Source organism: Methanohalophilus sp. DAL1 (assembly GCF_001683555.1).
Classification (GTDB): domain Archaea; phylum Halobacteriota; class Methanosarcinia; order Methanosarcinales; family Methanosarcinaceae; genus Methanohalophilus; species Methanohalophilus euhalobius.
In genome coordinates this window covers 59,665-85,799 of record NZ_MAFX01000049.1, presented here as the reverse complement: position 1 = coordinate 85,799, position 26,135 = coordinate 59,665, and the positions used below count along the sequence as shown (strand labels likewise).

Here is a 26,135-nt window from a genome sequence, read left to right as displayed (position 1 = left end):
CACCAAACATGAAAATAACTGTGGCAAGCGGAAAGGGAGGAACCGGGAAAACAACAGTTGCTGTTAATTTCTTCCTTTCTGTTCCAAAAACCAGCCTCCTTGACTGTGATGTGGAGGAGCCAAATTCCAATCTGTTTTTACACAATGACCTTAAAAAAGTAAAAGAGGTTACGATACCAGTTCCCGTAATCGATGAGCAAAAATGCGAACATTGTGGCAAATGTGCTGATTTTTGCAATTACAATGCGCTTGCAGCACTACCACAAAAAGTGATGGTCTTTTCCGATCTCTGTCATGGTTGTGGAGGATGTAGCCTCGTCTGTCCCAATGATGCTATCAGTGAAACAGGACGCAGCATAGGGAACATAGAGCGGTCCCTTTCAGGACAGTTCCATACAGGACTTCTGAATATAGGAGAAGCAATGGCATCACCCCTGATAAAAGAACTCAAGACCTATGCAGGCGAAAATACAGTAATAATGGACGCTCCGCCGGGAACCGCCTGTCCTATGATCACAACCGTTGAAGATACTGACTATTGCATCCTTGTTACCGAACCCACACCTTTTGGACTCAATGACCTGAAACTGGCAGCGGAAGTTGTCCGGGAAATGAAAATTCCTGCGGGAGTGGTAATCAACCGTGCAGGAGTAGGAGATGGAGGTGTTGAAGAATATTGCCATCAAACCGGTCTACCAATAATAATGGAAATTCCCTATGACCGCAGAATAGCTGAAGCTTATTCAGAAGGCATACCTTTTGTTGAAACAATGCCGCAGTGGAAAGAAAAATTCCTGCAGATGTTTGAAACCATAAAGGAGGCAGTTAGATGAAACAACTCACAGTAATCAGTGGCAAAGGAGGCACCGGCAAAACCACCCTCACCTCTGCCTTTGCAGCTCTTGCGGAAAATGCCACCATTGCAGACTGTGATGTCGATGCTGCCAACATGCACCTGCTGCTGCAACCTGAAATAATAAAAACCTATGATTTTACTGCATTACCTACCGCAAATATACATCTTGAACAGTGTACAGGGTGCGGGATATGTGTTGATAATTGCAGGTTCGGGGCAATAAAGGAAGGTTTCGAAATCGATCCGTACATATGTGAAGGTTGCGGAGTCTGTGAGTATGTCTGCCCTGCCGATGCAGTGACAATGGAATACAATAAGTGCGGGGAAGCCTACGAATCTAAAACCCGGTTTGGGCCTCTTGTGCATGCTAAACTTGGAATAGGGGAAGAAGCCGGAGGGAAACTTGTCACACTCGTTCGGGAAATTGCAGAAGAGGTAGGCCCAAAGAATAATTGTGACACAATAATTATAGATGGACCACCGGGTACCGGTTGTTCAGTAATTGCAGCCCTTACAGGTGTGGATATTGCCCTTGTAGTCACCGAACCCACCGTCGCCGGGATACATGATCTTAAAAGAGTGATGGAAGTGACAGAACACTTCGAGATACCATCTCTGGTTTGTATAAACAAATCCGATATAAACGATAACAAAAGAAGAGAAATAGAAAAATTCTGCACTCAGAAAGGGATTAAAATTGCAGGCGAAATCCCCTATGATACAACCCCTACCGAGGCAATGGTGGAGGGAAAAACAATTGTGGAATATACCGACAATTCTTTTGCAAAATGCGTCATAGAAGTATGGGAAGAAGTAAAAGAAGAGATGCAATCATGAAATGTGCAACCTGTCAGGAGAAGAAATGTCGCAACGGGAAAGATTGCAGCGGTGTTGCAGAGGATATCGAATATACCGGTGAAGACCTCGATTGTATGCAGGTTGCAGCTGCTATCGAAGGGCAACATTATATGCAAAAAACCCGGCTGGAAGAGCTTATCCTGTTTGCCAAACAAATGGGTTACCAGAAACTGGGAATTGCTTTTTGTATCGGACTGGCCAATGAAGCCGCAACCATCACCCGGATCCTGAAAAAGGATTTCGAGGTTTATTCTGTCTGCTGCAAGGTCTGTGGTATCCCAAAGGAAAAGTATGAGCTTGAAAAGATCCATCCCGAAAAATTTGAGGTTACCTGTAACCCGAAGGGACAGGCCTTCTTACTTGCCAAAAAACAAACCGAGTTGAATATCATCGTTGGTCTCTGCATGGGCCATGACATTATATTTACCCGCCACAGCGAAGCCCCGGTAACCACCCTGATTGTCAAGGACAGGGTGCTTGCACATAATCCTGCAGGTGCAATCTATTCCGGCTATTACCTGCGCAAAAAGTTCAATCTGGAGGATTGAATCTGGAACTTACCGTTGTTTATGATAATAATGCAGCTGAAGATTTTCATGCAGGATGGGGGTTTGCCTGTCTGATTCAACAGGAGGACACTACACTTCTTTTTGATACGGGTTGGAACGGACCCGCCCTGCTGGAAAACCTAAAAAAAGTGGGAATTAAACCCTCAGACATAGACATACTTATCCTCTCCCACCAGCACTGGGATCATATAGGAGGGCTGTCTGCAATATTACATAATTCAGATGCCCTGGAAGTGTATGTGCCCCGGGCATTCTCCCCAAATCTCAAAAAGGAAATAGCCAGGCATGCCCATCTTATAGAAGTTACAAAATCCCGGCAGGTCTGCAAGGGAGTTTTTACCACCGGTCAACTGGGAAACCACATAAAAGAACAATCCCTTGTCCTCCAATCTGAAGATGGATTGTATATTATAACCGGATGTGCCCACCCAGGACTGGGGGAAATAATTGACAATGCTGCAAAAATGGGTCATGTCACAGGTGTACTTGGAGGACTACATGATTTCAATGACATGGTAAAATTGGGACAACTTTCATACATAGCAGCCGGACACTGCACATCCCACAATGATGAAATTAAACGCAAATATCCGGAAAAATTTGCATACATTTATGCAGGATACTCCGTAGACATATGACAATATGGTAAGAACTATATTCTAAGATTCCTATAATGATTGATAGGAGGATACGTATGTTATCAAAGATACCAATTGACCTTGATGCTGTAGAGGATGAGAACATAGATAAAGAAATCTTAAGGGCTGGCATTATAGCCGAACTTGATGCTATCAACCTCTATGAACAGATGGCCGAACTTACTTCCAGCGAGGAGATCCGGGCAGTGCTGCTAGACATTGCAAAGGAAGAAAAGACCCATGTGGGAGAATTCCAGACCATGCTGCTTGAATACGATAATGAACAAGAAGATGAACTGGAAGCAGGCAGAAAAGAAGTTGAAGAAGAAGTTCTTAAATAAAGGAACTTAAAGACTTTACCAATCCGGAGGTGGAGTGATGGAAATTATACCCACCATCGGGCTTGATCCTTTTTTATTTGATTATCTGGAAAAACTCATCCTCTCCCTGATGATAGGTATTATCATCGGAATAGAAAGAGAACATCGAAGAGCAGAACATCCGGTTTTTGCAGGTGTGCGTACATATTCTCTGGCTGCTGTCACAGGCATGCTGGCAACAATTGCAGGGAAAGCAATCGGTAATGATATAATAATTGCTGCAGCCTTTTTGATAATAGCATGTAGTATTGCCCTGATATACCGTACCTACACAATGCGGGGCAAACTGGGCATGACAAGTGCCCTGTCTTTATTCTGCACCTTCCTACTGGGAATACTGGTCGCGACCGATAACTATCTGTTTGCTATTGCCGGTGGAGTTGCAATAACTTTTCTGACTATTGAAAAACGCCCGCTCCATTCTTTTGCCCAAAATCTTTCCAATGAAGATATCCTGAACAGCCTGCAGTTCCTTGCTGTGGCCTTCATCCTGTATCCCCTGGTACCTGATGAAGAACTATGGGGCATTGTGGACCTTAAAGCCACAATTCTTATTGTTGTACTTGTGATGTTTATCGGATTTATCAGTTACATTTCTCTCAAACGCTTCGGAGCAGGTGGAGGCGTACCCTATTCTGGATTGTTGGGAGGATTTGTGAGCAGTGAAGCCACCACTGCTGCCCTGGCATCGATAGCAAAGAAAAAATCCGGGCTTGTAAATGCTTTTTACATCGGGATCCTTTTGTCCAACCTTTCCATGTTCATTAGTAATCTGGTAATTGCCCTGATTGTAGATAATTCAGGTAAAACTACACTGTATATGCTACCTCCGCAATTATTGATGATACTGGTAGTAATAGGGATTTTTTGGAAAAACAAGAATATATCAAAGAAAATGGAAGGAGCGCTTGACATTGGCTCACCCTTTGCCTTAAAGCCTGCACTGCGTTTTGGAGCGATCTTTCTGGTATTACAGCTTTTTGCAACCTTTGCCAACGAATACGCGGGAACGTATGGCACATATGTAACTGCGCTGGGAGGTGTGGCCAGCAGTTCGGCAGTAACAGCTTCCATGGCATCCCTTGCAGTGAAGGGTGAAATTTCATACATGCTGGCCGGCCAAACCGCAGTTATTGCCGGTATCGTGAGCACTCTCAACAAAATCACCTACATCCGGATTGCAGGTGCTTTGGAACTTGAAAAAAGAGCCCGTATAACATTGATACTTTTATCCATTGTGGGAATTGTCGGGCTTGTTGTATGGATTTATGCAGATATTAAACCTATCTTCTGAGCAAAACCTCATAAGACTTAAATATATTTTTAATTAAACTCCCACCATGGAAAAGATAACAGGGCTGGAGCTTTCCCCGCGTAAAATAGAATATCTCAAATATATTCATCAGAGAAAAGAAAACGTACGCACCAATGAACTTTCAGCCCACCTTAAGGTAGACCCCTCTACAACAACCAAAACAATCAACGAACTTGCAGAGGAGGGATATGTCAACCATGTACCTTATCGTGGCGTGAAACTTACAGAAAAAGGGAAAGATTATGCTGCTTTTCTGATTCGCAGACACAGGATATTAAGCCTTATGCTCAAAAACTATGGCCTCTCACCCGAAGAAGCCTGCAGCGAGGTAAACCGTTTTGAAAGCTTTGTCTCCCTGCATGCTATCGATACCATATGCAGTACCATGGGCCATCCGACAATGGGAGTGTGTGGCAAAATAGAGCACCCCCACTGTGACGTATAAAATTTAAAGATTCAACTCCTTTATTCTGTAAAGGACCGCCAGAGCGTCTTTTCTTTTGATATCCACTTCAGTGTCACGGCAGAAACCAAGTAGACATGCGGCAGTCTGTTCATCCAGCACTTCTTTATCCCGGGCACTTTTTATTATGCCGTAATAACTCCTTAGAGAATAATGGGTAGCTTTTGCAATATCCAGCAGGAAAGTTTCCTGAACAGAGGAAATAATGCCCTCATTCATAGCAGAGAGGAAGGTACATCGGATATTCACAAGCGGAGCAGAAATGGACTCATAGGTATCAGGGTTTGTTGCAACCGCCACTTCATCATCATCTTCAATAACACCATCACGATACCATTCATAGATTTTACCTACACCTATCATGCCGTGGCGATCCATTTCGGATGCACGCAAAGCTCCCATGCTACACCCACCAACAATTGTTACATTTTTGCGCAGAGCCTCCAGTATTTCCCTGTGACCAACCGCAGCCCTGTGAAAAAAAATACCATCAATGATGCCAATCAACTCATAACCCTGTTTTACAGCCTGTGTAACATCTCCGCGTTTAACAGGGCCGTGGACGGTGGCCCCACTGAGTATTCCTGCTTCTTCCAGGCCTATACTGGTGCCGGCAAAAACGATTGTTTTCATACTTTCGGCCTGCGTTTCCAGGGTTTTTCTTTTTCAGGACCTTTTCTTTTGCCTACCAGACGAATCCTTTTACCAACCCTTTCACGATCAAGAGTGTATTGTTCAAATCCGGGAATTATTACCCTGACTACAGGTATATTGATCGAACTGCGGCTTAAATCCACAACAATAGCATTGCGGGCAATCTTTTCCAGATGGGACAGAACAGTATTGATATTTCCTGCAGGTGTAGGGGAGGAGATGTCCTGCATATCTGCCAGGGATATCTTATCCACACCTTCCTCATACCAGTAATCGTTCATCCTTCTCATACGTTCATAACCAATCTTGCGCACCAAGTCCTCCCGGATTGTATCCTCACGTGCCCCGTGTATCTGGACAACACGGGACTGTGCAGCCTCGGTAATAGCACGCATAACAGCAATCTCTGGTCTTAAATGAGATCCTGCCCCCATTACCAGCAGGGCCGGATCTTTCAGCTGTACGTCATCCGTAGCAGCGACCACTGTTGTGACAGGAGTGTCATGTAGCAAAACCCAGAGGCGAATATCCACACCACTGTCCCTGAAGGCTTTGAGCATCTCGTAGGCCTGCCCGTCTTCTTCCGTTAGCACAAGTTCCATTCCCGGATTGCGGTTGAACTCGGCCATACTCAAAGCATCCCTTTCAATTACTTCCAGCAAACCATGCAGTATGGCTTCTTCCATCACATTACCCGATGCAAGTCCATTGGTATTGCTGCGGAAAAGATGGGCAGACATGCCCGGAGCATCATAGGGATGATAAACAGAATTGGAGGGCACATAGACCTCTTTTCCTGAAAGCAGATCAAACCCTTCTGTCCATTCTATCAATGAAGAAGAATCAAGGGGTTGGGGCATCAGGAATTCTTCAGGACGGATCAGGTCATGCTGGCCGGCAGCTTCTTCCATTGTGGCCATGAATTCATCAGCAGCTACGTTTTCGTCAATGTCTGCATTCACCCCGTTGCGCTCTGCAAGACAGCGTTCGTAGCATTCCATAATCGTGGAGATGCGGGCCTGCTGCGGGTTCACTCCTTTACCTGAATAAACGGAGATGGCACCATCAGCAGCTGTGGGGCGGATGCCTGAAAACACCGGGATACCCAGCCGATCAAGATCAGTAATATTGGCAATACGGGTCACACCAATTGTATCCAAGCCGGCACTGGCTTTTTTCAGGGTGGCTTCACCATCCAGCACCCTCTGGCTATCTCCCTCATACTTTATAGAAGGATCAATGTTTATGGTAGGCATGGAAGGGAAGTCTCCTGCATCGCTAATAATCCTTACGATAACAGGTATCGTAAGGACCGATTACGTTGCAATTAAGCTAAGTTATTGGTAAATGTAAGGAAAAGTGAGAATTGTATCACCAATGTAATGCATTTCCATAACCCGACAAAAAATAATCAACAAACAAATATATATAGAAAGAACACTTATGTAACTGTTTAATATTCTAATTATGCTGTTGATGCCTGAGGGGTCATGTATGGCAGCAGAGTATTGAAATTGAAGAAGAGAGGAGGTTATACCATATGACAACTATAATGAAAAAACATGATATTCTGAGATGTGAAGACAAGAAGGGAAAATGCCATTCAGTAGTCAGAGGACATACAGAAGGCAAACTCAATGAAGATGATGAAGAACTCTACCACTTTATGGTAGGCGGGATGCAGGCCAAATAAGCTGCAAAACCTATTTTACTCTTTATCCATAACTTGCCTGCATGTATGACGTCGAAAATATACGTGCAGATTTTCCCGTATTAAAGGATAACATATATCTGGACAATGCTGCCACCACCCAGACCCCGGTGCAGGCGGTAAGGGCCATGGAAGATTATTTCTTCAAGTATGCGGCAAACCACGGCAGGGGAGCCCATCACCTGGCCCGCCAGACAACCGATCATTTTGAAGATGCCAGAGAAACAATAGCTGACTTTCTGAACTGCCCGGCAGAAAATACCATTTTCACCAAGAATGCAACCGAAGGCCTTAATCTGATAGCCAGGGGTATAGACTGGCAGGATGGCGACCACATAGTAACCACCCTGGTGGAACACCACTCAGACCTGCTCCCCTGGATGGAACTCAGGGAAAGGGGAGTTGAACTTACCATTGTGGAACCGGACAGTGAAGGGCATGTGTCCGTGGAAGCCCTGGAGCAGCATATCCGCCCTTCCACACGCCTTGTTGCAGTTACCCACATATCCAATTCCTTCGGCTCCATACAGGATGCGAATAGCATCTGCAAAATTGCCCGGGACCACGGCAGCCTCTGCCTGATAGACGGTTCCCAATCCGCAGGGCACACGCCGGTGAACCTCAAACAGATGGATTGTGATTTTTTCGTTACCCCGGGACATAAAGGCTTGCTGGGCCCCCAGGGAACCGGTGTGGCATACATTAAAGAACCGGATTCAATCAAGCCCCTCAATGTAGGAGGAGGAGCAGTAAGATCAGTTACCACCACAGGCTACGAACTGGAAGAAACACCTGCCAGGTTTGAAGCCGGGACACCCAACATCCCGGGAGGAATCGGACTGGGAAGGGCTGTGAAATATGTCCAGGAAATAGGTGTCAGCGACATCGAGAAACATGAAAGACAACTTGCAAAAAATGCCGCATACAGACTTGCACAAATAGAAGGAGTGGAAGTATACGGCCCGGATAACAGGGGTGCTGTGGTGCCTTTCAATGTCCGGGGACTTAATCCCCATGATGTAGCAATGATACTGGATGAAACCCGGCAGATATGTCTGCGCAGCGGTTACCACTGTGCCATGCCGGGGATTGATTTCATGAAACTGAAAGGAACGGTGCGGGCATCTTTTGCCCTGTATAACACCGAAGAAGAAGTCGATGCCCTGGTGGAAACCGTTGAACAGATAACCACCCTGGCCTGATTTTATTTCATCATCAATCGGGTTAGCGAAGCACGGGAATCCCTTATCTCATCCAGATCTACTTCAATGTAATCATTGTTTACTGTAATCCTTACACTGTTACCACCGGTAGTACCGATTACAACGTGCGGGATATTGCCAAGCTGTGCAGAGACTGCATCCGGATCATCTGTTGCAAGCAGAGCCCTGCCGTGGGATTCGGAAAAGAGGAGTTCTTCTGCTGACATGTCCCCTGCAATCTCAGAAAGGTTCACTTCAACACCCACATTCCCACATATCTCACAGAGAGCAGCTGCAAGCCCACCCTGTGACACATCGTGAGAAGCAGCGACTTTACCGGCCCTGATTGTTGTGATCAGGGATTCAACTATTGCCGCCATATCAGCCGGCACTTGCGGGACATTGCCTGCATTTGGACTACCCCTTAGATTATAGTATTGCGAACCACCCAGTTCTGCTTTTGTGGTTCCCACAAGGATGACAGACTGGCCTATCCCTGTAAATTCCGAAGATGGGATCGCAGAAACATTCTCCACTTCTCCCACAACACCTATTGCAGGAGTTGGCAGGATTGCAGTATGATGCTCCTCACTCTCGTTGTACAGAGAGACATTACCCCCTACCACCGGAATGGAAAGGTCGCGTGCTGCATCAGCCAGTCCATTTATGGTGTACTTGAATTGCCAGTAGATATCAGGCTTTTCAGGATTGCCGAAGTTCAGGCAATCCACCAGGGCCAGGCCACGACCGCCCTTTACAGCAAGATTCATTACATTTTCAGCAAGGGTTCCCTTCCCTCCTTCGTAAGGGTCAAGATAGGTATGTCTGGGATTGCAGCCACATGAAAGAGCTATCCCCCTGTCACCGACAATCCGCTGGATAGCAGAATCTCCTCCGGGTTTGGCTACTGTCCGTATCTGGACCTCATGATCATACTGGCAATATATCCAGTCCTTTGATGCCACATTGTGGGATGCAAGTACATCAAGAACTGCCTGTTTCAGGTCCCCTGTTGCAGCCGGCACAGGGTCTTTTTTGACTGCAAAGGGCGTGGAGGGACGCTCAAAGGTTGGCGCACCTTCTGTTAAAAGATGAATTGGAATATCCGTCTCAGTATTACCTTCAAATTCAACTGTAAAATAAGGCCTTTCGGTCAATTCGCCAATGACAGCACTGTTGAGGTCATATTTTTCGGCAAGCTGGAGCATATAGTCCACATTTTCAGGTTCCACCTCGAAAAGAATACGCTCCTGGGATTCTGCAATCAAAATCTCAAAGGCATTCATCCCGGCCTCTCTCTGGGGCACACTGTCTGCAAGTATATGGATACCCAGGCCGCCTTTGGAAGCCATTTCTGAAGAAGCACCTGCAAGGCCGGCAGCTCCTAAGTCACGGCAGGATTTTACGACACCTTCTGCAACCGCTTCAAGAGAGAGTTCAATCAGGAGTTTTTCAGTAAACGGATCACCTATCTGAATACTGGGCCGGTCCTCTGCCTCGGCACTTTCGGACAGGTCCCTGGAAGCAAAAGAGGCGCCCCCCAGACCATCACGGCCGGTAGTGGAGCCAATAAGTACGATCTTATTACCTGCCTTTTGTGCCGTGGCAGTTACAAGCTGATCTTGACGGGCAAGCCCCACACATACAACATTCACCAGAGGATTGCCACTGTAGCGTTCATCAAAAAATGCCTCACCCCTGACAACCGGCACACCTATACAGTTACCATATCCTCCGATACCTTCGATAATATGCTCGAACAGATACAGGTTCTTAGGAGTGTTCAGGGGGCCGAAATAGAGCGGGTCCATAAGGGCAATTGGACGGGCACCCATGGAGATAATATCACGGACAATGCCTCCCACGCCTGTAGCCGAACCATTGTAGGGATCGACATAGGACGGATGATTATGGCTTTCCATACCCAGAGCAAGTACCCAGCCGTCACCAAACCGCACAATTGCAGCATCATCACCAGGACCTATGATTACACGGTCACCGGTAGTTGTAAAACTCTTAAGCAGTGGGGCACTGGAGCGATAGGAGCAATGTTCACTCCAGAGATTGAGAAAACAACCCTGCTCCACATTATTCGGCTGCCGTCCCATTTTTTCTACAATGATCTTCAGGTCATCTTCAGGTAGCATGTGAGAACCTCATTAAATTGGAATGATGTACCCATAAATAGGCATGTAAATAAACATTTCTTATGTATGGGTATTTTCCAGGGACATCTACTGCCCTACCTCAAGTCCATACTTCTCCACGGAACCTGCAGCCATTTCTACCATATAGCGGGTTGCATTTTCTGCGCGGGCAAAACCCAGCCACGGATGCAGGGATTCAATTTGTGTTATACGATAATTCGAATCGAGGAAAAAAACATCCAGGGAGAAAGGAACAAAAAGCATATGTATGGAAAACTTGCAGGGTTTGTTTATAGAAAAAAACATAGCATAATCCTGTGGGATATTCAGCCTGAACATCAGACCCATCGTTCTTTTCAGTAACGTATCAGCCATTTCAACGTCTCTTGCAACCATTTTACCATTAGCTTTTAATAGCATCGCATTTAACTTCTATTTGTCTGTATATAAATTATACAGACAACATAATACTAAATTTTCGGAGGAAAAACCAGAAGATGAGTTCAGAAATGTGCTCTGTTTGCGGATTGCCAAAAGAATTGTGTATCTGCGAAGAAGTGGCCAAAGAGCAACAGAGAATAACCGTAAAGGTAAACAGGCGAAGGTATGGAAAAGAAGTTACAGTGGTAGAAGGTTTTGATGCCAATGAAATTGATCTCCATGAACTTTCAACATACCTCAAATCAAAATTCGCCTGCGGTGGTACAGTACGTGGCAATGCCGTAGAGTTGCAGGGCAATCATCTTGGAAGGATGAAAGACGTTCTGGTCCAGAAAGGGTTTTCTCCCGATCAGATCAAGAATTAAAACTTTTTTCAATGACTAATTAAATGGCAGAAATCCGAAAAACATCTGTCCCGGCAAAAGGAAGAAACACAAAATCTTTTTTGAGCCGGTCTTTTCAGTTACATATAGCGCATCTTATCCTGCAGTAAAGAGAGGGATTAGTGTCATCTGAATAAAACTAACATAGAGGATACCATTAAATGAAACCTACCTGTGAAATAATGGTGCAAAGGGTATTGCCAGCCATCAGAGCCGTACTTGCACGTGAGCTTATGAATGAACATAAGTGCACACAGCAACAGGTGGCCAACCTATTGGGCCTGTCAAGAGCCGCCGTATCTCAGTACGTCAGTGAGAAAAGAGGTGCAGAAGTAGGATTTTCTGAAAATACAAATGAGGAAATCCGTAAATTTGCCTTCTGTCTTGCAACGGATGGCCTAACCCCCAAGCAAAAAGTAAAACGTATGTGTGAAGTATGCAAACATGTCCAGAAGTCCGGCTGGCTTTACAAGAATGCACCAGAAGTAGGATACTGTATCCTGTGCGGTGAAGATGATTGAAAAACCGGTGTATTGAATGTAAAGGGAAAGGACTTTGTGGAAGAGCGCGGTGTCCCATACTTGAAAAGTTCAGGGCCACCACTAAACATTCCCCTCAAAAGCAAGGGGAAAAAACTATTTTTGGAGCATCTCCTCCTGCTGTATTTGTTGGTAGGTATGGCTATCCCGAAGTAAGTGCCGGACCCATGATACCTCCTTTAATGGAAAGTGAGGACGCTGCACAGCTGGAGGACCCACATGCACTACTTGGCATGGGAATAGATGATATCATACAAAAAAGGTGCCAGCTGGTACGGGCTAACACCACTGTCAAAGTAAAACAATTTGAAAAAAGCCGCCTGATAGAAAAAGCCCAGGAAATGGCACTTTCCCGCAAACCCGTGGACACAGAAGTGTTGCTCAGCAAACCTTTAAAGCCTGCCCAAAAATTCGATGGTGTACTCACACCGATGGGACCGGCCGGGAAAATGGAACGTTTTGATATCGCAGAAAACCCGAAGGTCCCTGATAAAGTTGACTACCTGACCTATGATACCGATGTAAAAGCCACAGATGCTGCCCTGGAGCTTTATGACCATGATATTGGCTGTGAACATATAACCCGGCTTCTTTCCATCGGTTTGCTCGGGCAGGAAAGAAAGCTTGTTCCCACACGCTGGGCAATTACCGCCACAGATGATATGGTGGGCAAAGAGCTGGCAAAGGGTTTACTGGATTACCCAGAAATAGAAGATATACAACTATACAGTGGAGGTAGCCTTGGAAACCATTTTGAAATACTGTTGATACCCAGGAGCTATTCTTTTGAATTGCTGGAGTTGTGGATGGCACGTACGGTGTGGTCTGCAGACAAAGCCTGGATAGGACAGGACATGGAAGGAACTTCAGGAAAGAAAGGATACTCAACCCTGGCAGGTGGCTATTATGCAGCCCGTCTGCCGGTTCTGGAAAAACTTGAGAGCATAAGAAAGCAGGCTGCAGTATTTGCAATCAGGGAGATTACTCCTGATTACTGGGCGCCCCTGGGAGTATGGGTTGTCAGAGAAGCAGCACGCAATGCTCTTTCAACAGAGCCGGCTTTCTTTGAAACCCTGGAAGAAGCACTGATGGATATGAAGACACGCATCAATACGCCTTTCTACCAATGGAGAGAAAAATCAGAGCTTCTGCCTTATGTAAAAGAGCAAACAACGCTTTCAAGATTTTTGTCATAAGCATCCACAACCGGTTTGCAGCAATAAAAAGGGGTTAGAAAAAGAAAGAGGATGCAGCGCTGCCTGACACCCGACTGAATTGATGAAGCCAACCGCTTACATACCAGACAGGACTGAAAAATGCATCCAACAGCCTGCAAGCAATGATATTTACAGTTTAATTTTGAAATATTTCGGGAACGAGGCGACGTGCCAATTTTTCATAGGTTCCGGAAACATCACCCTTGTTAAACCTGAATACATCCTTATCCAGGGATTCACGGGTACCTGCATCCCAAAAGCGACAGGTGTCACAGGATATTTCATCGGCAAGCACAATTTCACCGTTTGCCCAACCGAACTCAAGTTTGAAATCAACGAGTAAAAGGCCCTGTTTTTCCATGTAAGTTGTGAGAATAGAATTGATATTCAGGGCAAGTTCACGGATTTTTGCAATATCCTCACTTGTGGCTATCCCAAGGGCAAGGGCTATGTCCTCATTCAGCATGGGATCCCCATATTCATCGCTCTTATAATCCATTACAAGCACGGGTACTTTGAATTCGTCCCCTTCATTGAAAGGATATTTCCGGGTGATAGAACCTGCAGCTATGTTGCGTGGAATCACCTCAATAGGAATAATTTCCACTTTTTCGACAAGCATCCGTTCATCGTCAAACATTCCAAGATAATGGGTATTTATACCCTCATCCTCAAGCATCTCGAACAACTTGCGAGATATCTGGGCATTATAATATCCTTTTTTCTCAGCCTCACTTTTCTTCTTGCCATCAAAAGCGGTAAGACTGTCCCTGAAATGGGATACAAGTACTTCCGGATCATTCGTTGTATAGATGGTCTTGGCCTTTCCTGAGTATAGCTCTTCCTTGATCTGGATATCAGACATCATGCAATCTCCTTCCATAGTAGATACACAAAATCCAATATAAATCTATCACACCGTTTACACATGGTATAATATATAGTAATCTAAAGTAACACAAAATATTATTAATACGCAAGACAATTGAAAAGAAGGTGATAACATGGAACAAGAACTTATGCGAATCGGAGTTTCTCTGCCCAATAACCTGCTGGAAAAGTTTGATTCCATTATAGAGCAGCGTGGTTACTCATCCCGGTCTGAAGGAATAAGGGATGCTATTCGAAGTTATATAAATTATCATGAATGGATGGGCGATATCAGTGGCAGGAGAGTTGGTACTATAACCCTGATCTATGATCATACAAAAAGAGGGTTATCCAATGCCATTGCAGACGCACAACATGGCTACACAGACCTTATTAAAACTTCAATCCATATACATCTTGACCCTGAGAACTGTATGGAAATCATAATCTTTGACGGGGACGGGGAGAAAATAAAGAAACTTGATGAAAATCTCATTTCCCTGAAAGGTGTCAAGTATGCCAAACTCAACACAACCCCACCTGCGGAAAAATTGTGAAGAATGACATTAATTGAACATATTATCAGTAAAAAAGATTAATCCATAAATATGTCACTCAAGATACTCATATTCGTTTGTGGAGAGGGGCTTGGTCATACAGGCAGGTGCCTTGCAGCCGGCAGGGAATTATCCAGAGCAGGACATGAGGTGACCTGTGGTGCTTATGGCTATTCCGCACAGTTTCTGGCCGAACATGGAATGAATGTAAGAGAGGTGCCTGCCGAAATTCGACTTGTGGGAGAGAAAGGCTCTCTTAACCTGGGAAAATCCATAAAGGAAAGTATAAAGTTGGGACAGGTGCCCGGCCTATTCAATGTTCAAAGGCTTGTTGATGAAGAAAAACCGGATGTAATTCTCTCAGACAGTTATTACCTTGGAACTATAGCGGCCCTGAGAAGGAAGATACCTGTTGCATTTATGGTTAACCAATCCAATATGGAAATATTCTTTCAGGAGAATTATTTGTTTCAGGGACTGGGGGTAATTGCGAAAGAATTCTACAACGGAATTTTCAAACGCGTGGATAGGACGATCATACCCGATTATCCACAACCAAATACAATCTGTGACCTGAATCTCAACTTTGAAGATGAATCTACCTCTAAAGTGGAATACACGGGCCCTCTGCCCGCCAGAAGTTATGAAGATGTAATAGCACAGGACCTGCCCAGACCTCATGTCCTTTCCCTTATAGGTGGTTTTGGTTACAGGGCACCTATTTTCCGCAGAATAATCGAAGCTGCAAGTATGGACAGCACTATCAACTATACACTACTCTCAGGCCCGGGTCTTGATAAAGAAGAGCTACCCCCCCTTCCTGATAATGCAGAACTTCTACCATTTATTCCCGACCAGTTCCCATATCTTAAAAGCTGCGACCTGGCAATTGCCCCAGGCGGCCATACAACAATGATGGAGGCTCTTTCCTATGGTGTGCCAATATTGTCATTCCCTGACAGGGGGCATAGTGAACAGCAAAATAATGCAGAGGGACTTGAAGCTAAAGGGTGTGGAAAGCAGATGGATTATAAGGCTTCAGCTTCTGAAATACTCGAATCTGTCAGAGAAGCCGTAAACGGCAAGTACAGGGATAAAACCGAACAAATGAAAAAACTTGCCAGAGAAATAAATGGACCTGAAAATTTAAGAAAAATACTTGAAGATCTGGCATACCAAAGATTATAAATGTCTTATATACATCTAGAGAATAGCCTCTGCATGCTGATTCCACAAAATCGTTACCAGCATGGCATCCAGCAAAAAAGATCAGGTGCACAGGATGAATAAGTTCACAAAATGGCTTGCTGTTTCTTCAATAATCAGTATTGTAACAATAATTGGGGTATTCGTTTATACAATCGACCCTAAAACAATGGAGAGTCTGCACAATATCCGCCCCCTTTACCTTGTTGCAGCTGCTGGCATTCATTTACTGGGATTTGCTATGTGGGGAATCCGGACTAAAGTAATGGCTGGAGCCCTGGGATACCACCTTGAAATCAAAAAGGCATTTGAAATTGTTATATCCAGCTCGTTCCTTGCAGCAATGACCCCTTCATCTGTAGGAGGAGAGCCTTTAAGGATACATCTGCTTCAGAGTGACCGAATGCCTGTAGGAAGTGCCACCGCAGTCGTGCTTGGTGAAAGAGTACTGGATGCTATAATAATATTGACAGCTGCACCCTTTGCATTATCCCTCTTTGGAGAAGTACTTGGAGACGGCAAACTTGACAGTTTACTTATGTTTGGTCAATTATTCTTATTTTTCATACTTGCAATACTTCTATATGCAATCTGGAAGCCCCACTACACACGCAGATTTCTCCAGTGGATAATAAATAAGTGTAGCAGACTCTTTGGAGACGATAAAAAACACATATTCTGCAATATATCTGAAAAAGTTGATACCGAACTTGAAGAGTTTCATTACAGTATTTTCTTTTTCCTGAAAGAGGGCAGGCTGGGGTTAATCACAGGAATATTCTGCACATTTGCATTCTGGTTCATTGAATTTTCCATGTTGCCCGTACTTCTCATGGGCCTAAACCAGTACCCTTCAGCAATCATTGTTTATGCAGCCCAGGTTCTACTGATGATTGTGATAATCATACCCACTACACCAGGTTCCAGCGGTGTGGCAGAGATAGGAGCAACCACACTGTTTTCAGTTTTCGTGCCCACTTATATGCTGGGAATCATTGTGGTGGCATGGAGGGCACTGACATTCTATCTGAATCTACTTGTCGGCGGCTTTGTGAGCTTCAAGATACTCAAGGATACCGTTGAAGTCGATGAACTTTTAAAATAATTCTATTATGGAGAAAAACGCTTTCTGAAACGTTTTAACAATGATCCCACACGACCTTTTAGGTTATATTCAGTACCGCAATAATCACATTGCATAACCGAATCAAAATTGATACGCCTGTTACACCCCACGCAGGGCAGTGCCGGACCTTTGAATTTCCAGGCTATCATGGCCACAATCCAGCGATAAATGGCAAAAAATCGCTCACTGTAGTGAAAAGCAATCATACAGCATACAATCGCAAGCAATGTACCTGCTATAAGATCGCTCAGCCAGTGAATCCCCAGATAGAGAATTGTAAAAAGAATTGTTGCTGTGGTAATAACGGCAAAGGCCTGATATCTGCGGGATTTTACATTATGCAGTACCATTATCATAGCCATTACCGAAAGAGCCGCGTGGAGGCTCGGGAAACAATTATTGAGTTCAGGATCCACAATACGCACACCTTCGGCTATGAGAGGGCTCAAATTATAAAGAAGCGGACTGACACCTGAAAGAGTATAACCGGTCACATGAACAGGGAACAGTACGTAGAACGGAAATGCCAGCATATAAATCAGGATGAACGCCACCACAAATTCCTGGATGGCTTTGTGCCTTTGCAGGTAAACCAAAAGCAGGAATGTGAATACCATTAAGAAAGGAAACATTAAAAGATAAAAAAAACCGCTTACATAAGTTAACAGAGGAGTCGCTATTTCCTGGAGCAGGCTTACTACATTACCTTCCAGGATCATGATATAGCGAGCATAATTCTGGTTTGCCGGGATTCCAAGTAATGTGGCAGCAGTTGTTTGCATATGCACAAGTGCAAAAACAATTAGCATGGGGATGGCATAAATAGCAACATCCACCACAAAATGGAAAAATCCTTTCATACTGCTGAATTCAGGACGCCTGTTCTCGACAGGCACAAAAAAAACATACCCAACAGTAACCATAAGAAATAATAATGGAATCATTACGATTGTCATTATATATTGGGATAACCATTGCCCGCTGAAGCTGGATATAATCTCAGAGAGCAAAAGCTGGATGAAAGAATTCATATCCGACCTACCGGGTTTCAATATGCAGAGACTTGCATATATATTTTAGGTATCTGGCCATAAAGTCCATATTTCAAAAGATAACCAATAATATAGGGAAGAACTAGCCTTTAACCCGCAAAAAATATTAACTTTCAAAACATAGATAAATTGTCAAAGAGGAGGTCAATTCATGCAATCTTTCATAGTGGAACATTACCTTGGAACCGAACTTGATATCTATTGTGGCGAACCGGATACCTTTAAAGGAACCGTTGAGGCATGTGCAGACGGTGTGCTTACAATACGTAAAGACAACAAATACACCCATATAGCCATCGACAAAATCATAGCTATTTGGGAAGAAAAGTGAACTACAAGCAGGCTCATGCCTGTACTTTTTTATGAAATAAAATATGCAACTCTATTGGTTTGCTAAAAAAGGCAAAACACTGAAACATTACTTTGATAAAGACAGGGTAAAAAATAGATGACAGGGATTTACCTGTCGGTTTGAGAAATAGAAATTTCAGACTACTTCTCCAAAAGCGAATTTCGAAAGGACTTTGGTTACTTTTATTGAAAGTTCATCTCCCACTTCTGTTTCGGGTACAAAAATGACAAAACCGTCAACACGGGCAATTCCATCGCCTTTCTTGGCAATATCTTCAATCACAACATCGTAGGTTTCTCCAGCTTCTACCGGAGCACTTGATTCAACACGTTCGAACAAACTAATACACATCCTTATTTAAATTGGCCTTTCTAGAAGGCACAAATTAATAAACACACTTCCCCTATATCAAACCTTTGCAAGAAGGAAAAACAGGGGCAGTACCATAAATATATATCATTTGGGAATTTAATAATATAGATATATCAGTACAACATATTTTCGGGATGAACTAAATGGAAGAGTTACAAATAAAAGTGGAAAAAGCGCATCCTATCGATTTTGGCAGGGGAATAATACGACTTGATCCGAGTACCCTCCTGAGCCTGCAGCTTTCCCCCGGAGACATTGTCCTCATCGAAGGAAAGCGCCAAACTACAGCAAAAGTGTGGCGTGCTGACAGGCAGGATTGGGGACAGGGAATTGCCCGTATAGATGGTTATACACGACAGAATGCAGAAGTGGGGATTGGTGAAAGGATAACACTCAGTAAGGCAGAGCCAATACCTGCGGAGAAAGTACTCCTTGCACCTCCGGAGGGAATCGTCATGGAGTTTGGTGACAATACAAGTGCCGTTATCAAACATAATATCCTGAAACGTCCCCTTGTAAAAGGTGACATTATTCCTATAATCAGTTCCATGGGGCAAACTACCCCGGGTAGTCAGGCCATTCCCCTAATAGCTGTTGAAACCGAGCCATCCGATGGCATACTTATCATCAGTGAAAATACTGAGATCCAGCTCCAGCAGAAACCTGTAGTGGGTTATGAGGGAGCTGCCAGAGGTATCAACTACGAGGATATCGGCGGGCTTAGAACTGAAATTCAACGGGTACGTGAAATGATAGAACTTCCGTTGAAACATCACGAGCTCTTCCTGCGTCTTAATATAGACCCACCAAAAGGTGTTATTCTCTATGGACCACCCGGCACAGGGAAAACCCTGATAGCAAGGGCAGTTGCCAGCGAATCTAATGCCTATTTCATCAACATTGCCGGCCCGGAAATAATGGGAAAATATTACGGGGAAAGTGAGGAAAGACTGCGAAAAATATTTGATGAGGCTGCGGAGAATGCCCCTTCAATAATATTTGTTGACGAAGTAGATTCCATTGCCCCTAAAAGGGAAGACGTTACCGGAGAAGTAGAAAGAAGGGTTGTAGCCCAGCTTCTCACCCTGATGGACGGAATGGATGAACGTAAACAGGTAGTTGTAATTGCAGCCACAAACAGGCTTGATTCTATTGACCCGGCCCTGCGCCGCCCTGGCAGATTTGACAGGGAAATCGAAATAGGTGTTCCGGATAGTGAAGACAGGCTCGAAATACTTCAAATCCACACTCGTGGAATGCCACTTAACGAAAATATCGATGAAGAATATTTTGAACACCTGGCAGAATATACCCAGGGTTTTGTGGGAGCCGATCTATTAGCTCTTGTACAGGAAGCCTCCATGAGGGCACTGAGGAGATTGCTTCCCGACATCAATCTCGATGAAGAGGAAATTCCACAGGAAATACTCGATAAACTGGAAGTCACGCCCGATGACTTCGAGGAAGCCCTGAAGGAGATTGAGCCCTCAGCATTGAGGGAAGTTATGGTCGAAGTACCGTCTGTGGGATGGGATGATGTTGGCGGGCTGGACATGGCCAGAAAAGATATCAGCGAAGCAGTCGAATGGCCGCTTAAATGGCCTGATAAAATAAGCCAGATGGGCATTAAACCTCCCACAGGAATACTGTTATATGGCCCTCCCGGAACAGGCAAAACCCTGCTTGCCAAAGCTGTGGCAAACGAATCTAATGCCAATTTCATCAGTGTCAAGGGACCCCAGATATTGTCCAAATATGTCGGGGAATCTGAAAAAGCAATTCGTGATACTTTCAAAAAAGCACGACAGGTTGCACCCTGTATAATCTTCTTTGACGAGATCGATGCTATATCTTCGACAAGACAGGGTGGCAGTGATGTGGGCAGCAGGGTTTCCGAACAGGTTGTCAATCAGATGCTTACAGAGATTGATGGACTTGAACCGCTGAATGAAGTAGTTGTCATTGCAGCCACCAACAGACCGGACCTTATTGATCCGGCATTACTGCGATCAGGAAGATTTGACAGGCTTGTAATGGTAGGAGCCACACTCGCAGATGGCAGGGAAAAAATATTCCAGATACATACAAAGGGCATACCCCTGGATAGCGATGTTGACATAAAAGAACTTGCCACAATAACTGAAGGCTATGTTGGATCAGATATAGAGTCCATATGCAGGGAAGCAGCAATGTTATCCCTGAGAGAAAATTTCGATAATGAAAAGGTAAGCAAAAGACATTTCCTTTCAGCTATGGAAAAAGTAAAGCCAACGGTCAATGAAGACATGATAGACTTCTACAACCGGGTTCAAGAAAAATTAAAGGGCGGATCAATCCGCAAGACAGACGCAGGGTCATTTACGGGATATATTTGAAAAGGAGGTTATGAAAATGCCAAAGGTATTTGCAAAAAACCTATCCAACAAGCAGGTCATGACAACAGACGGAGCAGAAATTGGTATACTCGACAATATAGTAATGGAAGTCAAAACTGGCAAACTTGAAGACCTGATGGTCAAACCTGACATCGGGCTTGACACATCTAAATATGTTACCGACGGCCAGTTTTTGAAGATACCCTTCAAAGCAGTCCGCTCAATCAAGGATTATATTGTTGTGGATAAACAGATAGCCACCAGTCTGGAGTGAACTACCCCTTCCTAATTAATGTGACTTTGTCACATTAATTTGAGGAGGGATACCTCTCGCTCAATAAGTTAAAAGAAACTTTTTCGACGTAATATCTCAAGAGCCTCCACTGTACCTCCCCCGAAAGATGTGGAGGTCACAGTGTCTGCAATCAATTTAAGGCCGGAGTCTGCATTGGCTACCGCTATTCCGTAACCTGCTAGCTCAAGCATTTCCCGGTCATTTACAGAGTCACCTATTGCAATAAAATCAGAAACATCCAGTCCCATAAGGGATGCCATTTTTGCCAGTCCCGTACCCTTATTGACCTTTTTGCTTTTTATATGCAGGGCAAACTGGGTATCAATAACTTCTATAGAAAAACCTGCCCCTTCAAGACTTGCTTGTAAATCACCTGCATTGACATTGCGCCTCAGGGCAATTTCTGTTTTTCTCAGGTCACCATCAAGTCGAATCAGATCAAAACGACTGGAAAGATAGGAAAACGCTTTTTCACATTCCTCCATGCTCTCGGAAATGTGAGGTTTAGTATCGAATCCTGTGGAAATTACCCCACCGTTTTCAGAAATAACTTTACCTCCAAGTCCTATAAGCTTGGAAGTTGCTGCAGCATAGCAGAGTACATTTCCCGTGGCAAGAACTACTGGAATACCCAGATCCCTCAGATGTTCTGCTGCCAAAAAATGAAGACGGCGATCACTATAGGTGATCGTACCGTCAATATCTATTGCAAGTGCTTTAAATTTCATTATGGACAATAGGCACGTTTGATAAAATAACTATTCTCAGGCATCACAAAGGCCATCGGTGGTAATACATGCAACCGCTTCTCCATCAGGCAGGCAAGGCGAATCCACGAGTTTCACAATCCTTTTATCACCTTTAGATTTGCGTATATAGAGCCTGAATGTGGCAGTATGTCCCAGAATGTGGCCGCCAATCGGACGTGTAGGATCCCCAAAGAATGCATCCGGTTTTGACATTACCTGATTGGTAACTATCACTGATGCATTATTCAGGTCCCCGAAACGTTGCAGATCATGCAGATGTTTGTTCAGTTTTTGCTGCCTGTCAGCCAGTGTACCCCTGCCCACATACTCGGCCCTGAAGTGAGCTGTTAAGGAATCCACAATAACCAACCTGACCGGTTTATCCGTATTTTTGAGATTATTGGCCATTTCCATTGCTGCATCGACCAGAAGGATCTGATGATTGGAATTGTAAGCCCTTGCAACATGTATATTCTTCAAGAACTCGGCAGGATCAAAATCCTGTTCTAATTTTTGTGAAAGACCCGCAACCATCTGCTCAATACGTTCAGGACGGAAAGTATTCTCTGTGTCTATAATTATGACTGAACCGTCAAGTCCGCCCATATCCCTTGGCAACTGCGTATTAACCGCCAGCTGATGGGCTATCTGGGTCTTACCCGAACCAAATTCCCCATACATCTCGGTGATTGATTGGGTCTCTATCCCACCACCCATCAATTCATCGAATTCTTCACAACCCGTGCGGAGTTTGCCCACTTCCATACGCCTCTGCATCACGAGATCCCCTGTTTCAAAACCACCTATATCGGCTGCACTGCGGGCAGCACTTATGATCTTGGCAGCTGTGGATTCACCAATCTCGGCAGTTGCCACAAGTTCTGAGGGGGAAGCGACTGCAACTGCTTCCACACTGTTATACCCCGCATCATTCAATTTCTGGGCTGTTGCCGGCCCTACATGATCAAGTTCTTCAAGCAAAATTTCACTCATATCTGATACTCCTTTAGGTGCACTGGTTTTCCCTCTTGTACACTGTACTCATGATGCTATCCTGCTGAACGTATTTATATGTAGTCAAAGCGAATTGAAAGTATTCAGAAACCCGATGATCTCCTTTCAAGTAACCTGTATTCTTTCATGAACATATACACTGCAAGCAGAACTGCCAGAAGATCCGAAATCGGGAATGCCATCCACACACCGGTAGTATCAAAAAACCAGGGCAAAACGAGTACAAGGGGAAGTAAGAACACCTGCCTGGCTGTTGAAAGAATGAAAGATGGCCGTGCCTTACCCAGTGCCTGATACATACCACCACTCACAAACTGGATACCAAGCAGGGGGACAGCAAGGACCATGATCTTCGTAGCACCAGTGCCTTCCTCTATAAGAGTTGCATCTGTTGTGAATATCGAAAAAAGGTTAGCTCCGAGAAAGAACAGCAGTAAAAAAGCTGCTACTGCAATCACAGATGAACTCATTATAGAGATGCGCAACGTTTCTCTTACCCTCTTGAAGTTATGTGCCCCATAATTAAATCCAACTATCGGTTGCATGCCCTGCAGCAGCCCTATCATCGGCATAAGGGAAAACATAAGCATGCGGTTAAAGATACCATAAATTGCAATAGAGACATCCCCACCATACAATGCCAGGATATTATTCACAACAAGCACTATAGCACTAGTGGAAGAATTACGTGCAAAAGGGGATGCTCCGATTGCAACCATTTCGCGGATTATGCCCTTATCCAGTCTCATAAAACCCGCATGGAATTGCAGGCTACTTTTACCTGACAGGAAATAATGTATCAGAAATATTGTTGTGACAGACTGGGAAATGACAGTTGCAGCCGCAGCCCCCTTGATGCCCATGTCAAGACCAAATATCAGGATGGGATCAAGTAATATGTTAAAGCCGGCTCCTATAAGCATTGTATACATAGCGACTTTAGCATTGCCTTCAGACCTCACCACATTATTGATAGCCTGGGCAAACGTGATTAAAGGAGTACCATAAAGTATAATTTGTAAATAATCCCTGGCAAAAGGCAATATCGTCGGTGTTGCTCCGAAGGCTTTGAGAATGGGAACAATAAAAATTGAACCGAAGATAAGGACCAGAAACCCCAGCGAAAGAGACAGACCGACAATATTACCAAAGGTATGTTCCGCACCTTCCAGATCATCGCTACCCAGCCGACGGGAAATTATGGAAGAGCCACCCAGACCGATCGCCAGGGAAATAGCCATTGCTATCATCATAACAGGGAAACTGACAGCAATACCACCAATACCCTGGACACTTTCAGAACCAAGAGCACGACCGACGAAAATCGTATCCACTATATTGTACAGCCCCATAACAACCATACCAACTGCGGCCGGTGCAGAGAGCCTGAAAAGGAGTTTGCCAATATTTTCCGAACCAAGAGCAATACTTTGTGCCTTCATTTGCATTCCTCTCTGCAATTGGAAATAGCTTTTTCCATTAATTTCCTGAGTTGTGCCTTTTCCTCAGGGGAAAAGCCTGCAAGCATGCTCTCACTTCTCTGCTTTGAAAGTTGTTGTATAAATTGATGCATACGATGCCCTTTTTCGGTGAGGTTCACTTTCAGTGCACGCCTATCCAGAGGATCAGGGGTTCGGAGGACATAACCTGCATCCTCCAATCTTTGCAAAGCCCTTGTGGTAGTGGCCCTGTTGACCATCAGCAGCCGGGACAAATCGTCAGGACGAATACCTTCAAGATGATACAGAGCAAGCAAAAACCTAAACTGTCCTCCACCAATTCCGTATTTTTCCAGTTCCCTTGATAGATAACGCAGGTTGTGCTGATGGAGACAAGCAACCATTGCACCCAGACTATGTAGATGATCATCTTGATTCATTGGCTGCTATGAGGGAAAAGGGATTATATATTTGTTGCGTATGCAACTAATATTTACAAATATTTATCAACCGGGAAACCCTCACACAAACTATGCCAAAAACTGCTGTGGGAGGCACCTTCGAATACCTCCATGATGGCCATCGTAAACTTCTTCGCAGGGCTTTTGAAATCGCGGCGGGAGATTTACTTGACATTGGCCTCACATCCGACTCGATGGCAGGACAGAAGGACAGGAACATTCCCTCCTATGCCACCCGTCGCAACCAGCTTGAAGATTATATTGCCAGCCTTGATATTCCTGATAAAAATTACCAGATCCAAAAACTGGAAGACCCTTTTGGCACCACCGTCAATGGTGACTACAGATATATTGTGGTTTCCCCGGAAACATACGCTGTTGCTGAAAAAATAAACAAACTCCGCAGGGAGGATGGAAAAGAGCAACTTGAAATTGTCAAAATCGACTACGTTATGGCAGAAGATGAAAAACCCATATCATCAACCCGGATCTCAAATGGCGAGATCGATATACATGGCCATCTGAGAGGAAAGTTTTAAAGGAAAAATCTCTTATTTTCCTGCATGGGACGAGAATTTACAGACAGAGACATGAACATTTTTAACAAACTTGCCCCCGAAGCCGGCGGAAACAATATTTCACAGATGGGACATCCCTATCCATTTATTCTCAGGCCGATTTCCCATCGTTTTGCCGAATCAGGAGAAGATTTCCGCAATCGTCTGGAAAAACTGGACCGCACAGATGTGGAATACCTGGCAGACCTTGCAATTGAAGGAAAAGAGGATGTCAGGGGACTGGAAGATGAGGACATGGATTCTTTTTTCAGCGTTCTTGAAGGATTTTCACCCGAAAAACTGGAAGAACTCAAGGACAAGTTGGGGATGATCTGAA

The 26,135-nt window shown here is 44.5% G+C and carries 31 protein-coding genes; 20 read left to right on the top strand and 11 right to left on the bottom strand.

Features of this window, described 5'->3' with window-relative positions; translation table 11 throughout:
- The first annotated feature begins 8 nt into the window (after positions 1–8).
- From A9957_RS08920 to A9957_RS08890, 7 genes are read left to right on the top strand one after another with little or no spacing between them, the layout of a single operon-like run.
- Positions 9–833, top strand: a complete 825-nt coding sequence (locus A9957_RS08920) for an ATP-binding protein (protein ID WP_128754507.1) — start codon at positions 9–11, stop codon at positions 831–833.
- Positions 830–1,693 carry an ATP-binding protein gene (locus A9957_RS08915; protein ID WP_096712297.1) on the top strand — a complete coding sequence of 288 codons (864 nt, stop codon included), beginning with the start codon at positions 830–832 and terminating at the stop codon, positions 1,691–1,693. Before A9957_RS08920 ends, A9957_RS08915 begins: the two co-directional genes overlap by 4 nt.
- Positions 1,690–2,262 (top strand): DUF1847 domain-containing protein, encoded by a 573-nt coding sequence (locus tag A9957_RS08910; RefSeq protein ID WP_096712298.1) that lies wholly within the window; start codon positions 1,690–1,692, stop codon positions 2,260–2,262. The genes A9957_RS08915 and A9957_RS08910 overlap by 4 nt, the downstream gene beginning before the upstream one ends.
- Complete coding sequence (locus A9957_RS08905) at positions 2,259–2,921, top strand: MBL fold metallo-hydrolase (RefSeq protein WP_367121911.1); 663 nt, start codon at positions 2,259–2,261, stop codon at positions 2,919–2,921. The genes A9957_RS08910 and A9957_RS08905 overlap by 4 nt, the downstream gene beginning before the upstream one ends.
- A 56-nt stretch (positions 2,922–2,977) precedes the next feature.
- Positions 2,978–3,262: a ferritin family protein gene (locus tag A9957_RS08900; RefSeq protein WP_096712299.1), complete on the top strand. Its 285-nt coding sequence runs from the start codon at positions 2,978–2,980 to the stop codon at positions 3,260–3,262.
- Positions 3,263–3,299: 37 nt separating this feature from the next.
- Complete coding sequence (locus tag A9957_RS08895) at positions 3,300–4,595, top strand: MgtC/SapB family protein (RefSeq protein WP_105460405.1); 1,296 nt, start codon at positions 3,300–3,302, stop codon at positions 4,593–4,595.
- 46 nt (positions 4,596–4,641) lie between these two features.
- Positions 4,642–5,061: a metal-dependent transcriptional regulator gene (locus A9957_RS08890; protein WP_096712301.1), complete on the top strand. Its 420-nt coding sequence runs from the start codon at positions 4,642–4,644 to the stop codon at positions 5,059–5,061.
- 3 nt (positions 5,062–5,064) lie between these two features.
- Here A9957_RS08890 and A9957_RS08885 read toward each other — a convergent pair whose 3' ends face one another.
- Together A9957_RS08885 and A9957_RS08880 are read right to left on the bottom strand one after the other, a co-directional pair.
- Positions 5,065–5,712: a TfuA-related McrA-glycine thioamidation protein gene (locus tag A9957_RS08885; RefSeq protein WP_105460406.1), complete on the bottom strand. Its 648-nt coding sequence runs from the start codon at positions 5,710–5,712 to the stop codon at positions 5,065–5,067.
- Complete coding sequence (locus A9957_RS08880) at positions 5,709–6,989, bottom strand: YcaO-related McrA-glycine thioamidation protein (RefSeq protein WP_292343946.1); 1,281 nt, start codon at positions 6,987–6,989, stop codon at positions 5,709–5,711. Before A9957_RS08880 ends, A9957_RS08885 begins: the two co-directional genes overlap by 4 nt.
- 284 nt (positions 6,990–7,273) lie before the next feature.
- Between A9957_RS08880 and A9957_RS08875 the strand changes: the two genes are divergently transcribed.
- Together A9957_RS08875 and A9957_RS08870 are read left to right on the top strand one after the other, a co-directional pair.
- Positions 7,274–7,426 (top strand): hypothetical protein, encoded by a 153-nt coding sequence (locus tag A9957_RS08875; protein ID WP_164909048.1) that lies wholly within the window; start codon positions 7,274–7,276, stop codon positions 7,424–7,426.
- A gap of 41 nt (positions 7,427–7,467) precedes the next feature.
- Positions 7,468–8,646, top strand: coding sequence for an aminotransferase class V-fold PLP-dependent enzyme (locus A9957_RS08870; protein ID WP_292343945.1), 1,179 nt, complete (start codon positions 7,468–7,470; stop codon positions 8,644–8,646).
- A 2-nt stretch (positions 8,647–8,648) separates the two neighbouring features.
- On the opposite strand, the gene purL is transcribed toward A9957_RS08870, so the two are convergent.
- Entirely contained in the window at positions 8,649–10,793 is a 2,145-nt protein-coding gene (gene purL, locus A9957_RS08865; protein WP_292343943.1) for a phosphoribosylformylglycinamidine synthase subunit PurL, read from the bottom strand.
- A gap of 87 nt (positions 10,794–10,880) precedes the next feature.
- Positions 10,881–11,213: a DUF192 domain-containing protein gene (locus A9957_RS08860; RefSeq protein ID WP_096712306.1), complete on the bottom strand. Its 333-nt coding sequence runs from the start codon at positions 11,211–11,213 to the stop codon at positions 10,881–10,883.
- A 77-nt stretch (positions 11,214–11,290) separates the two neighbouring features.
- Here A9957_RS08860 and yciH point away from each other — a divergent pair, with 77 nt between their 5' ends.
- From yciH to A9957_RS08845, 3 genes are all read left to right on the top strand, one after another.
- Entirely contained in the window at positions 11,291–11,599 is a 309-nt protein-coding gene (gene yciH / locus A9957_RS08855; RefSeq protein ID WP_013036737.1) for a stress response translation initiation inhibitor YciH, read from the top strand.
- 179 nt (positions 11,600–11,778) lie between these two features.
- Positions 11,779–12,138 carry a transcriptional regulator gene (locus A9957_RS08850; protein WP_072358759.1) on the top strand — a complete coding sequence of 120 codons (360 nt, stop codon included), beginning with the start codon at positions 11,779–11,781 and terminating at the stop codon, positions 12,136–12,138.
- Entirely contained in the window at positions 12,135–13,352 is a 1,218-nt protein-coding gene (locus tag A9957_RS08845) for an Nre family DNA repair protein (protein ID WP_096712307.1), read from the top strand. The genes A9957_RS08850 and A9957_RS08845 overlap by 4 nt, the downstream gene beginning before the upstream one ends.
- A gap of 157 nt (positions 13,353–13,509) precedes the next feature.
- Here the strand turns inward: A9957_RS08845 and purC are convergent, their stop codons facing one another.
- Positions 13,510–14,241 carry a phosphoribosylaminoimidazolesuccinocarboxamide synthase gene (gene purC, locus A9957_RS08840; protein WP_096712308.1) on the bottom strand — a complete coding sequence of 244 codons (732 nt, stop codon included), beginning with the start codon at positions 14,239–14,241 and terminating at the stop codon, positions 13,510–13,512.
- 136 nt (positions 14,242–14,377) lie between these two features.
- Between purC and nikR the strand changes: the two genes are divergently transcribed.
- The 3 genes from nikR (at position 14,378) to A9957_RS08825 (ending at position 17,111) form a co-directional block, all read left to right on the top strand.
- Positions 14,378–14,800: a nickel-responsive transcriptional regulator NikR gene (gene nikR, locus A9957_RS08835; protein ID WP_096712309.1), complete on the top strand. Its 423-nt coding sequence runs from the start codon at positions 14,378–14,380 to the stop codon at positions 14,798–14,800.
- A 51-nt stretch (positions 14,801–14,851) separates the two neighbouring features.
- Positions 14,852–15,988 carry a UDP-N-acetylglucosamine--N-acetylmuramyl-(pentapeptide) pyrophosphoryl-undecaprenol N-acetylglucosamine transferase gene (locus A9957_RS08830; protein ID WP_292343941.1) on the top strand — a complete coding sequence of 379 codons (1,137 nt, stop codon included), beginning with the start codon at positions 14,852–14,854 and terminating at the stop codon, positions 15,986–15,988.
- Positions 15,989–16,049: 61 nt separating this feature from the next.
- The gene (locus A9957_RS08825; protein WP_243641488.1) at positions 16,050–17,111 is read left to right on the top strand and encodes a flippase-like domain-containing protein; all 1,062 of its coding nucleotides are present in this window, start codon (positions 16,050–16,052) and stop codon (positions 17,109–17,111) included.
- A gap of 5 nt (positions 17,112–17,116) precedes the next feature.
- Here the strand turns inward: A9957_RS08825 and A9957_RS08820 are convergent, their stop codons facing one another.
- Entirely contained in the window at positions 17,117–18,055 is a 939-nt protein-coding gene (locus A9957_RS08820; RefSeq protein WP_165868970.1) for a phosphatase PAP2 family protein, read from the bottom strand.
- Positions 18,056–18,335: 280 nt separating this feature from the next.
- Here A9957_RS08820 and A9957_RS08815 point away from each other — a divergent pair, with 280 nt between their 5' ends.
- Complete coding sequence (locus tag A9957_RS08815; RefSeq protein ID WP_096712313.1) at positions 18,336–18,515, top strand: MM0924 family protein; 180 nt, start codon at positions 18,336–18,338, stop codon at positions 18,513–18,515.
- Positions 18,516–18,671: 156 nt separating this feature from the next.
- Here the strand turns inward: A9957_RS08815 and A9957_RS08810 are convergent, their stop codons facing one another.
- Positions 18,672–18,875 (bottom strand): TRAM domain-containing protein, encoded by a 204-nt coding sequence (locus tag A9957_RS08810; protein ID WP_233564679.1) that lies wholly within the window; start codon positions 18,873–18,875, stop codon positions 18,672–18,674.
- A gap of 176 nt (positions 18,876–19,051) precedes the next feature.
- Here A9957_RS08810 and A9957_RS08805 point away from each other — a divergent pair, with 176 nt between their 5' ends.
- Together A9957_RS08805 and A9957_RS08800 are read left to right on the top strand one after the other, a co-directional pair.
- Positions 19,052–21,283, top strand: a complete 2,232-nt coding sequence (locus A9957_RS08805) for a CDC48 family AAA ATPase (RefSeq protein ID WP_096712315.1) — start codon at positions 19,052–19,054, stop codon at positions 21,281–21,283.
- 16 nt (positions 21,284–21,299) lie between these two features.
- The gene (locus A9957_RS08800) at positions 21,300–21,557 is read left to right on the top strand and encodes a PRC-barrel domain-containing protein (RefSeq protein ID WP_096712316.1); all 258 of its coding nucleotides are present in this window, start codon (positions 21,300–21,302) and stop codon (positions 21,555–21,557) included.
- 68 nt (positions 21,558–21,625) lie between these two features.
- Here A9957_RS08800 and A9957_RS08795 read toward each other — a convergent pair whose 3' ends face one another.
- The 4 genes from A9957_RS08795 to A9957_RS08780 all read right to left on the bottom strand — a co-directional run bounded on the left by A9957_RS08795 (position 21,626) and on the right by A9957_RS08780 (position 25,220).
- Positions 21,626–22,306, bottom strand: coding sequence for a phosphoglycolate phosphatase (locus A9957_RS08795; RefSeq protein WP_096712317.1), 681 nt, complete (start codon positions 22,304–22,306; stop codon positions 21,626–21,628).
- 36 nt (positions 22,307–22,342) lie between these two features.
- The gene (radA, locus tag A9957_RS08790) at positions 22,343–23,320 is read right to left on the bottom strand and encodes a DNA repair and recombination protein RadA (RefSeq protein WP_292343940.1); all 978 of its coding nucleotides are present in this window, start codon (positions 23,318–23,320) and stop codon (positions 22,343–22,345) included.
- A gap of 104 nt (positions 23,321–23,424) precedes the next feature.
- Entirely contained in the window at positions 23,425–24,783 is a 1,359-nt protein-coding gene (locus A9957_RS08785) for an MATE family efflux transporter (RefSeq protein ID WP_096712319.1), read from the bottom strand.
- Positions 24,780–25,220: a MarR family winged helix-turn-helix transcriptional regulator gene (locus A9957_RS08780; RefSeq protein ID WP_096712320.1), complete on the bottom strand. Its 441-nt coding sequence runs from the start codon at positions 25,218–25,220 to the stop codon at positions 24,780–24,782. The genes A9957_RS08785 and A9957_RS08780 overlap by 4 nt, the downstream gene beginning before the upstream one ends.
- Positions 25,221–25,312: 92 nt before the next feature.
- On the opposite strand from A9957_RS08780, the gene A9957_RS08775 reads away from it, so the two are divergent.
- Positions 25,313–25,780: a phosphopantetheine adenylyltransferase gene (locus A9957_RS08775; protein ID WP_128754470.1), complete on the top strand. Its 468-nt coding sequence runs from the start codon at positions 25,313–25,315 to the stop codon at positions 25,778–25,780.
- A 24-nt stretch (positions 25,781–25,804) separates the two neighbouring features.
- Positions 25,805–26,134 (top strand): hypothetical protein, encoded by a 330-nt coding sequence (locus A9957_RS08770; RefSeq protein WP_105460415.1) that lies wholly within the window; start codon positions 25,805–25,807, stop codon positions 26,132–26,134.
- The last annotated feature ends 1 nt before the right edge of the window (position 26,135 follow it).

Coding starts and splice junctions, on each gene's coding strand:
- nikR (WP_096712309.1), top strand. CDS start 14,378: ATGGAACAAGAACTTATGCGAATCGGAGTTTCTCTGCCCAATAACCTG.
- A9957_RS08890 (WP_096712301.1), top strand. CDS start 4,642: ATGGAAAAGATAACAGGGCTGGAGCTTTCCCCGCGTAAAATAGAATAT.
- A9957_RS08780 (WP_096712320.1), bottom strand. CDS start 25,220: ATGAATCAAGATGATCATCTACATAGTCTGGGTGCAATGGTTGCTTGT.
- A9957_RS08910 (WP_096712298.1), top strand. CDS start 1,690: ATGAAATGTGCAACCTGTCAGGAGAAGAAATGTCGCAACGGGAAAGAT.
- A9957_RS08805 (WP_096712315.1), top strand. CDS start 19,052: ATGGAAGAGTTACAAATAAAAGTGGAAAAAGCGCATCCTATCGATTTT.
- A9957_RS08785 (WP_096712319.1), bottom strand. CDS start 24,783: ATGAAGGCACAAAGTATTGCTCTTGGTTCGGAAAATATTGGCAAACTC.
- A9957_RS08900 (WP_096712299.1), top strand. CDS start 2,978: ATGTTATCAAAGATACCAATTGACCTTGATGCTGTAGAGGATGAGAAC.
- A9957_RS08795 (WP_096712317.1), bottom strand. CDS start 22,306: ATGAAATTTAAAGCACTTGCAATAGATATTGACGGTACGATCACCTAT.
- radA (WP_292343940.1), bottom strand. CDS start 23,320: ATGAGTGAAATTTTGCTTGAAGAACTTGATCATGTAGGGCCGGCAACA.
- yciH (WP_013036737.1), top strand. CDS start 11,291: ATGAGTTCAGAAATGTGCTCTGTTTGCGGATTGCCAAAAGAATTGTGT.
- A9957_RS08915 (WP_096712297.1), top strand. CDS start 830: ATGAAACAACTCACAGTAATCAGTGGCAAAGGAGGCACCGGCAAAACC.
- A9957_RS08850 (WP_072358759.1), top strand. CDS start 11,779: ATGAAACCTACCTGTGAAATAATGGTGCAAAGGGTATTGCCAGCCATC.
- A9957_RS08820 (WP_165868970.1), bottom strand. CDS start 18,055: ATGGTTACTGTTGGGTATGTTTTTTTTGTGCCTGTCGAGAACAGGCGT.
- A9957_RS08825 (WP_243641488.1), top strand. CDS start 16,050: ATGGCATCCAGCAAAAAAGATCAGGTGCACAGGATGAATAAGTTCACA.
- A9957_RS08775 (WP_128754470.1), top strand. CDS start 25,313: ATGCCAAAAACTGCTGTGGGAGGCACCTTCGAATACCTCCATGATGGC.
- A9957_RS08830 (WP_292343941.1), top strand. CDS start 14,852: ATGTCACTCAAGATACTCATATTCGTTTGTGGAGAGGGGCTTGGTCAT.
- A9957_RS08870 (WP_292343945.1), top strand. CDS start 7,468: ATGTATGACGTCGAAAATATACGTGCAGATTTTCCCGTATTAAAGGAT.
- A9957_RS08770 (WP_105460415.1), top strand. CDS start 25,805: ATGGGACGAGAATTTACAGACAGAGACATGAACATTTTTAACAAACTT.
- A9957_RS08885 (WP_105460406.1), bottom strand. CDS start 5,712: ATGAAAACAATCGTTTTTGCCGGCACCAGTATAGGCCTGGAAGAAGCA.
- purC (WP_096712308.1), bottom strand. CDS start 14,241: ATGATGTCTGATATCCAGATCAAGGAAGAGCTATACTCAGGAAAGGCC.
- A9957_RS08815 (WP_096712313.1), top strand. CDS start 18,336: ATGCAATCTTTCATAGTGGAACATTACCTTGGAACCGAACTTGATATC.
- A9957_RS08920 (WP_128754507.1), top strand. CDS start 9: ATGAAAATAACTGTGGCAAGCGGAAAGGGAGGAACCGGGAAAACAACA.
- A9957_RS08860 (WP_096712306.1), bottom strand. CDS start 11,213: ATGCTATTAAAAGCTAATGGTAAAATGGTTGCAAGAGACGTTGAAATG.
- A9957_RS08875 (WP_164909048.1), top strand. CDS start 7,274: ATGACAACTATAATGAAAAAACATGATATTCTGAGATGTGAAGACAAG.
- A9957_RS08800 (WP_096712316.1), top strand. CDS start 21,300: ATGCCAAAGGTATTTGCAAAAAACCTATCCAACAAGCAGGTCATGACA.
- A9957_RS08895 (WP_105460405.1), top strand. CDS start 3,300: ATGGAAATTATACCCACCATCGGGCTTGATCCTTTTTTATTTGATTAT.
- A9957_RS08880 (WP_292343946.1), bottom strand. CDS start 6,989: ATGCCTACCATAAACATTGATCCTTCTATAAAGTATGAGGGAGATAGC.
- purL (WP_292343943.1), bottom strand. CDS start 10,793: ATGCTACCTGAAGATGACCTGAAGATCATTGTAGAAAAAATGGGACGG.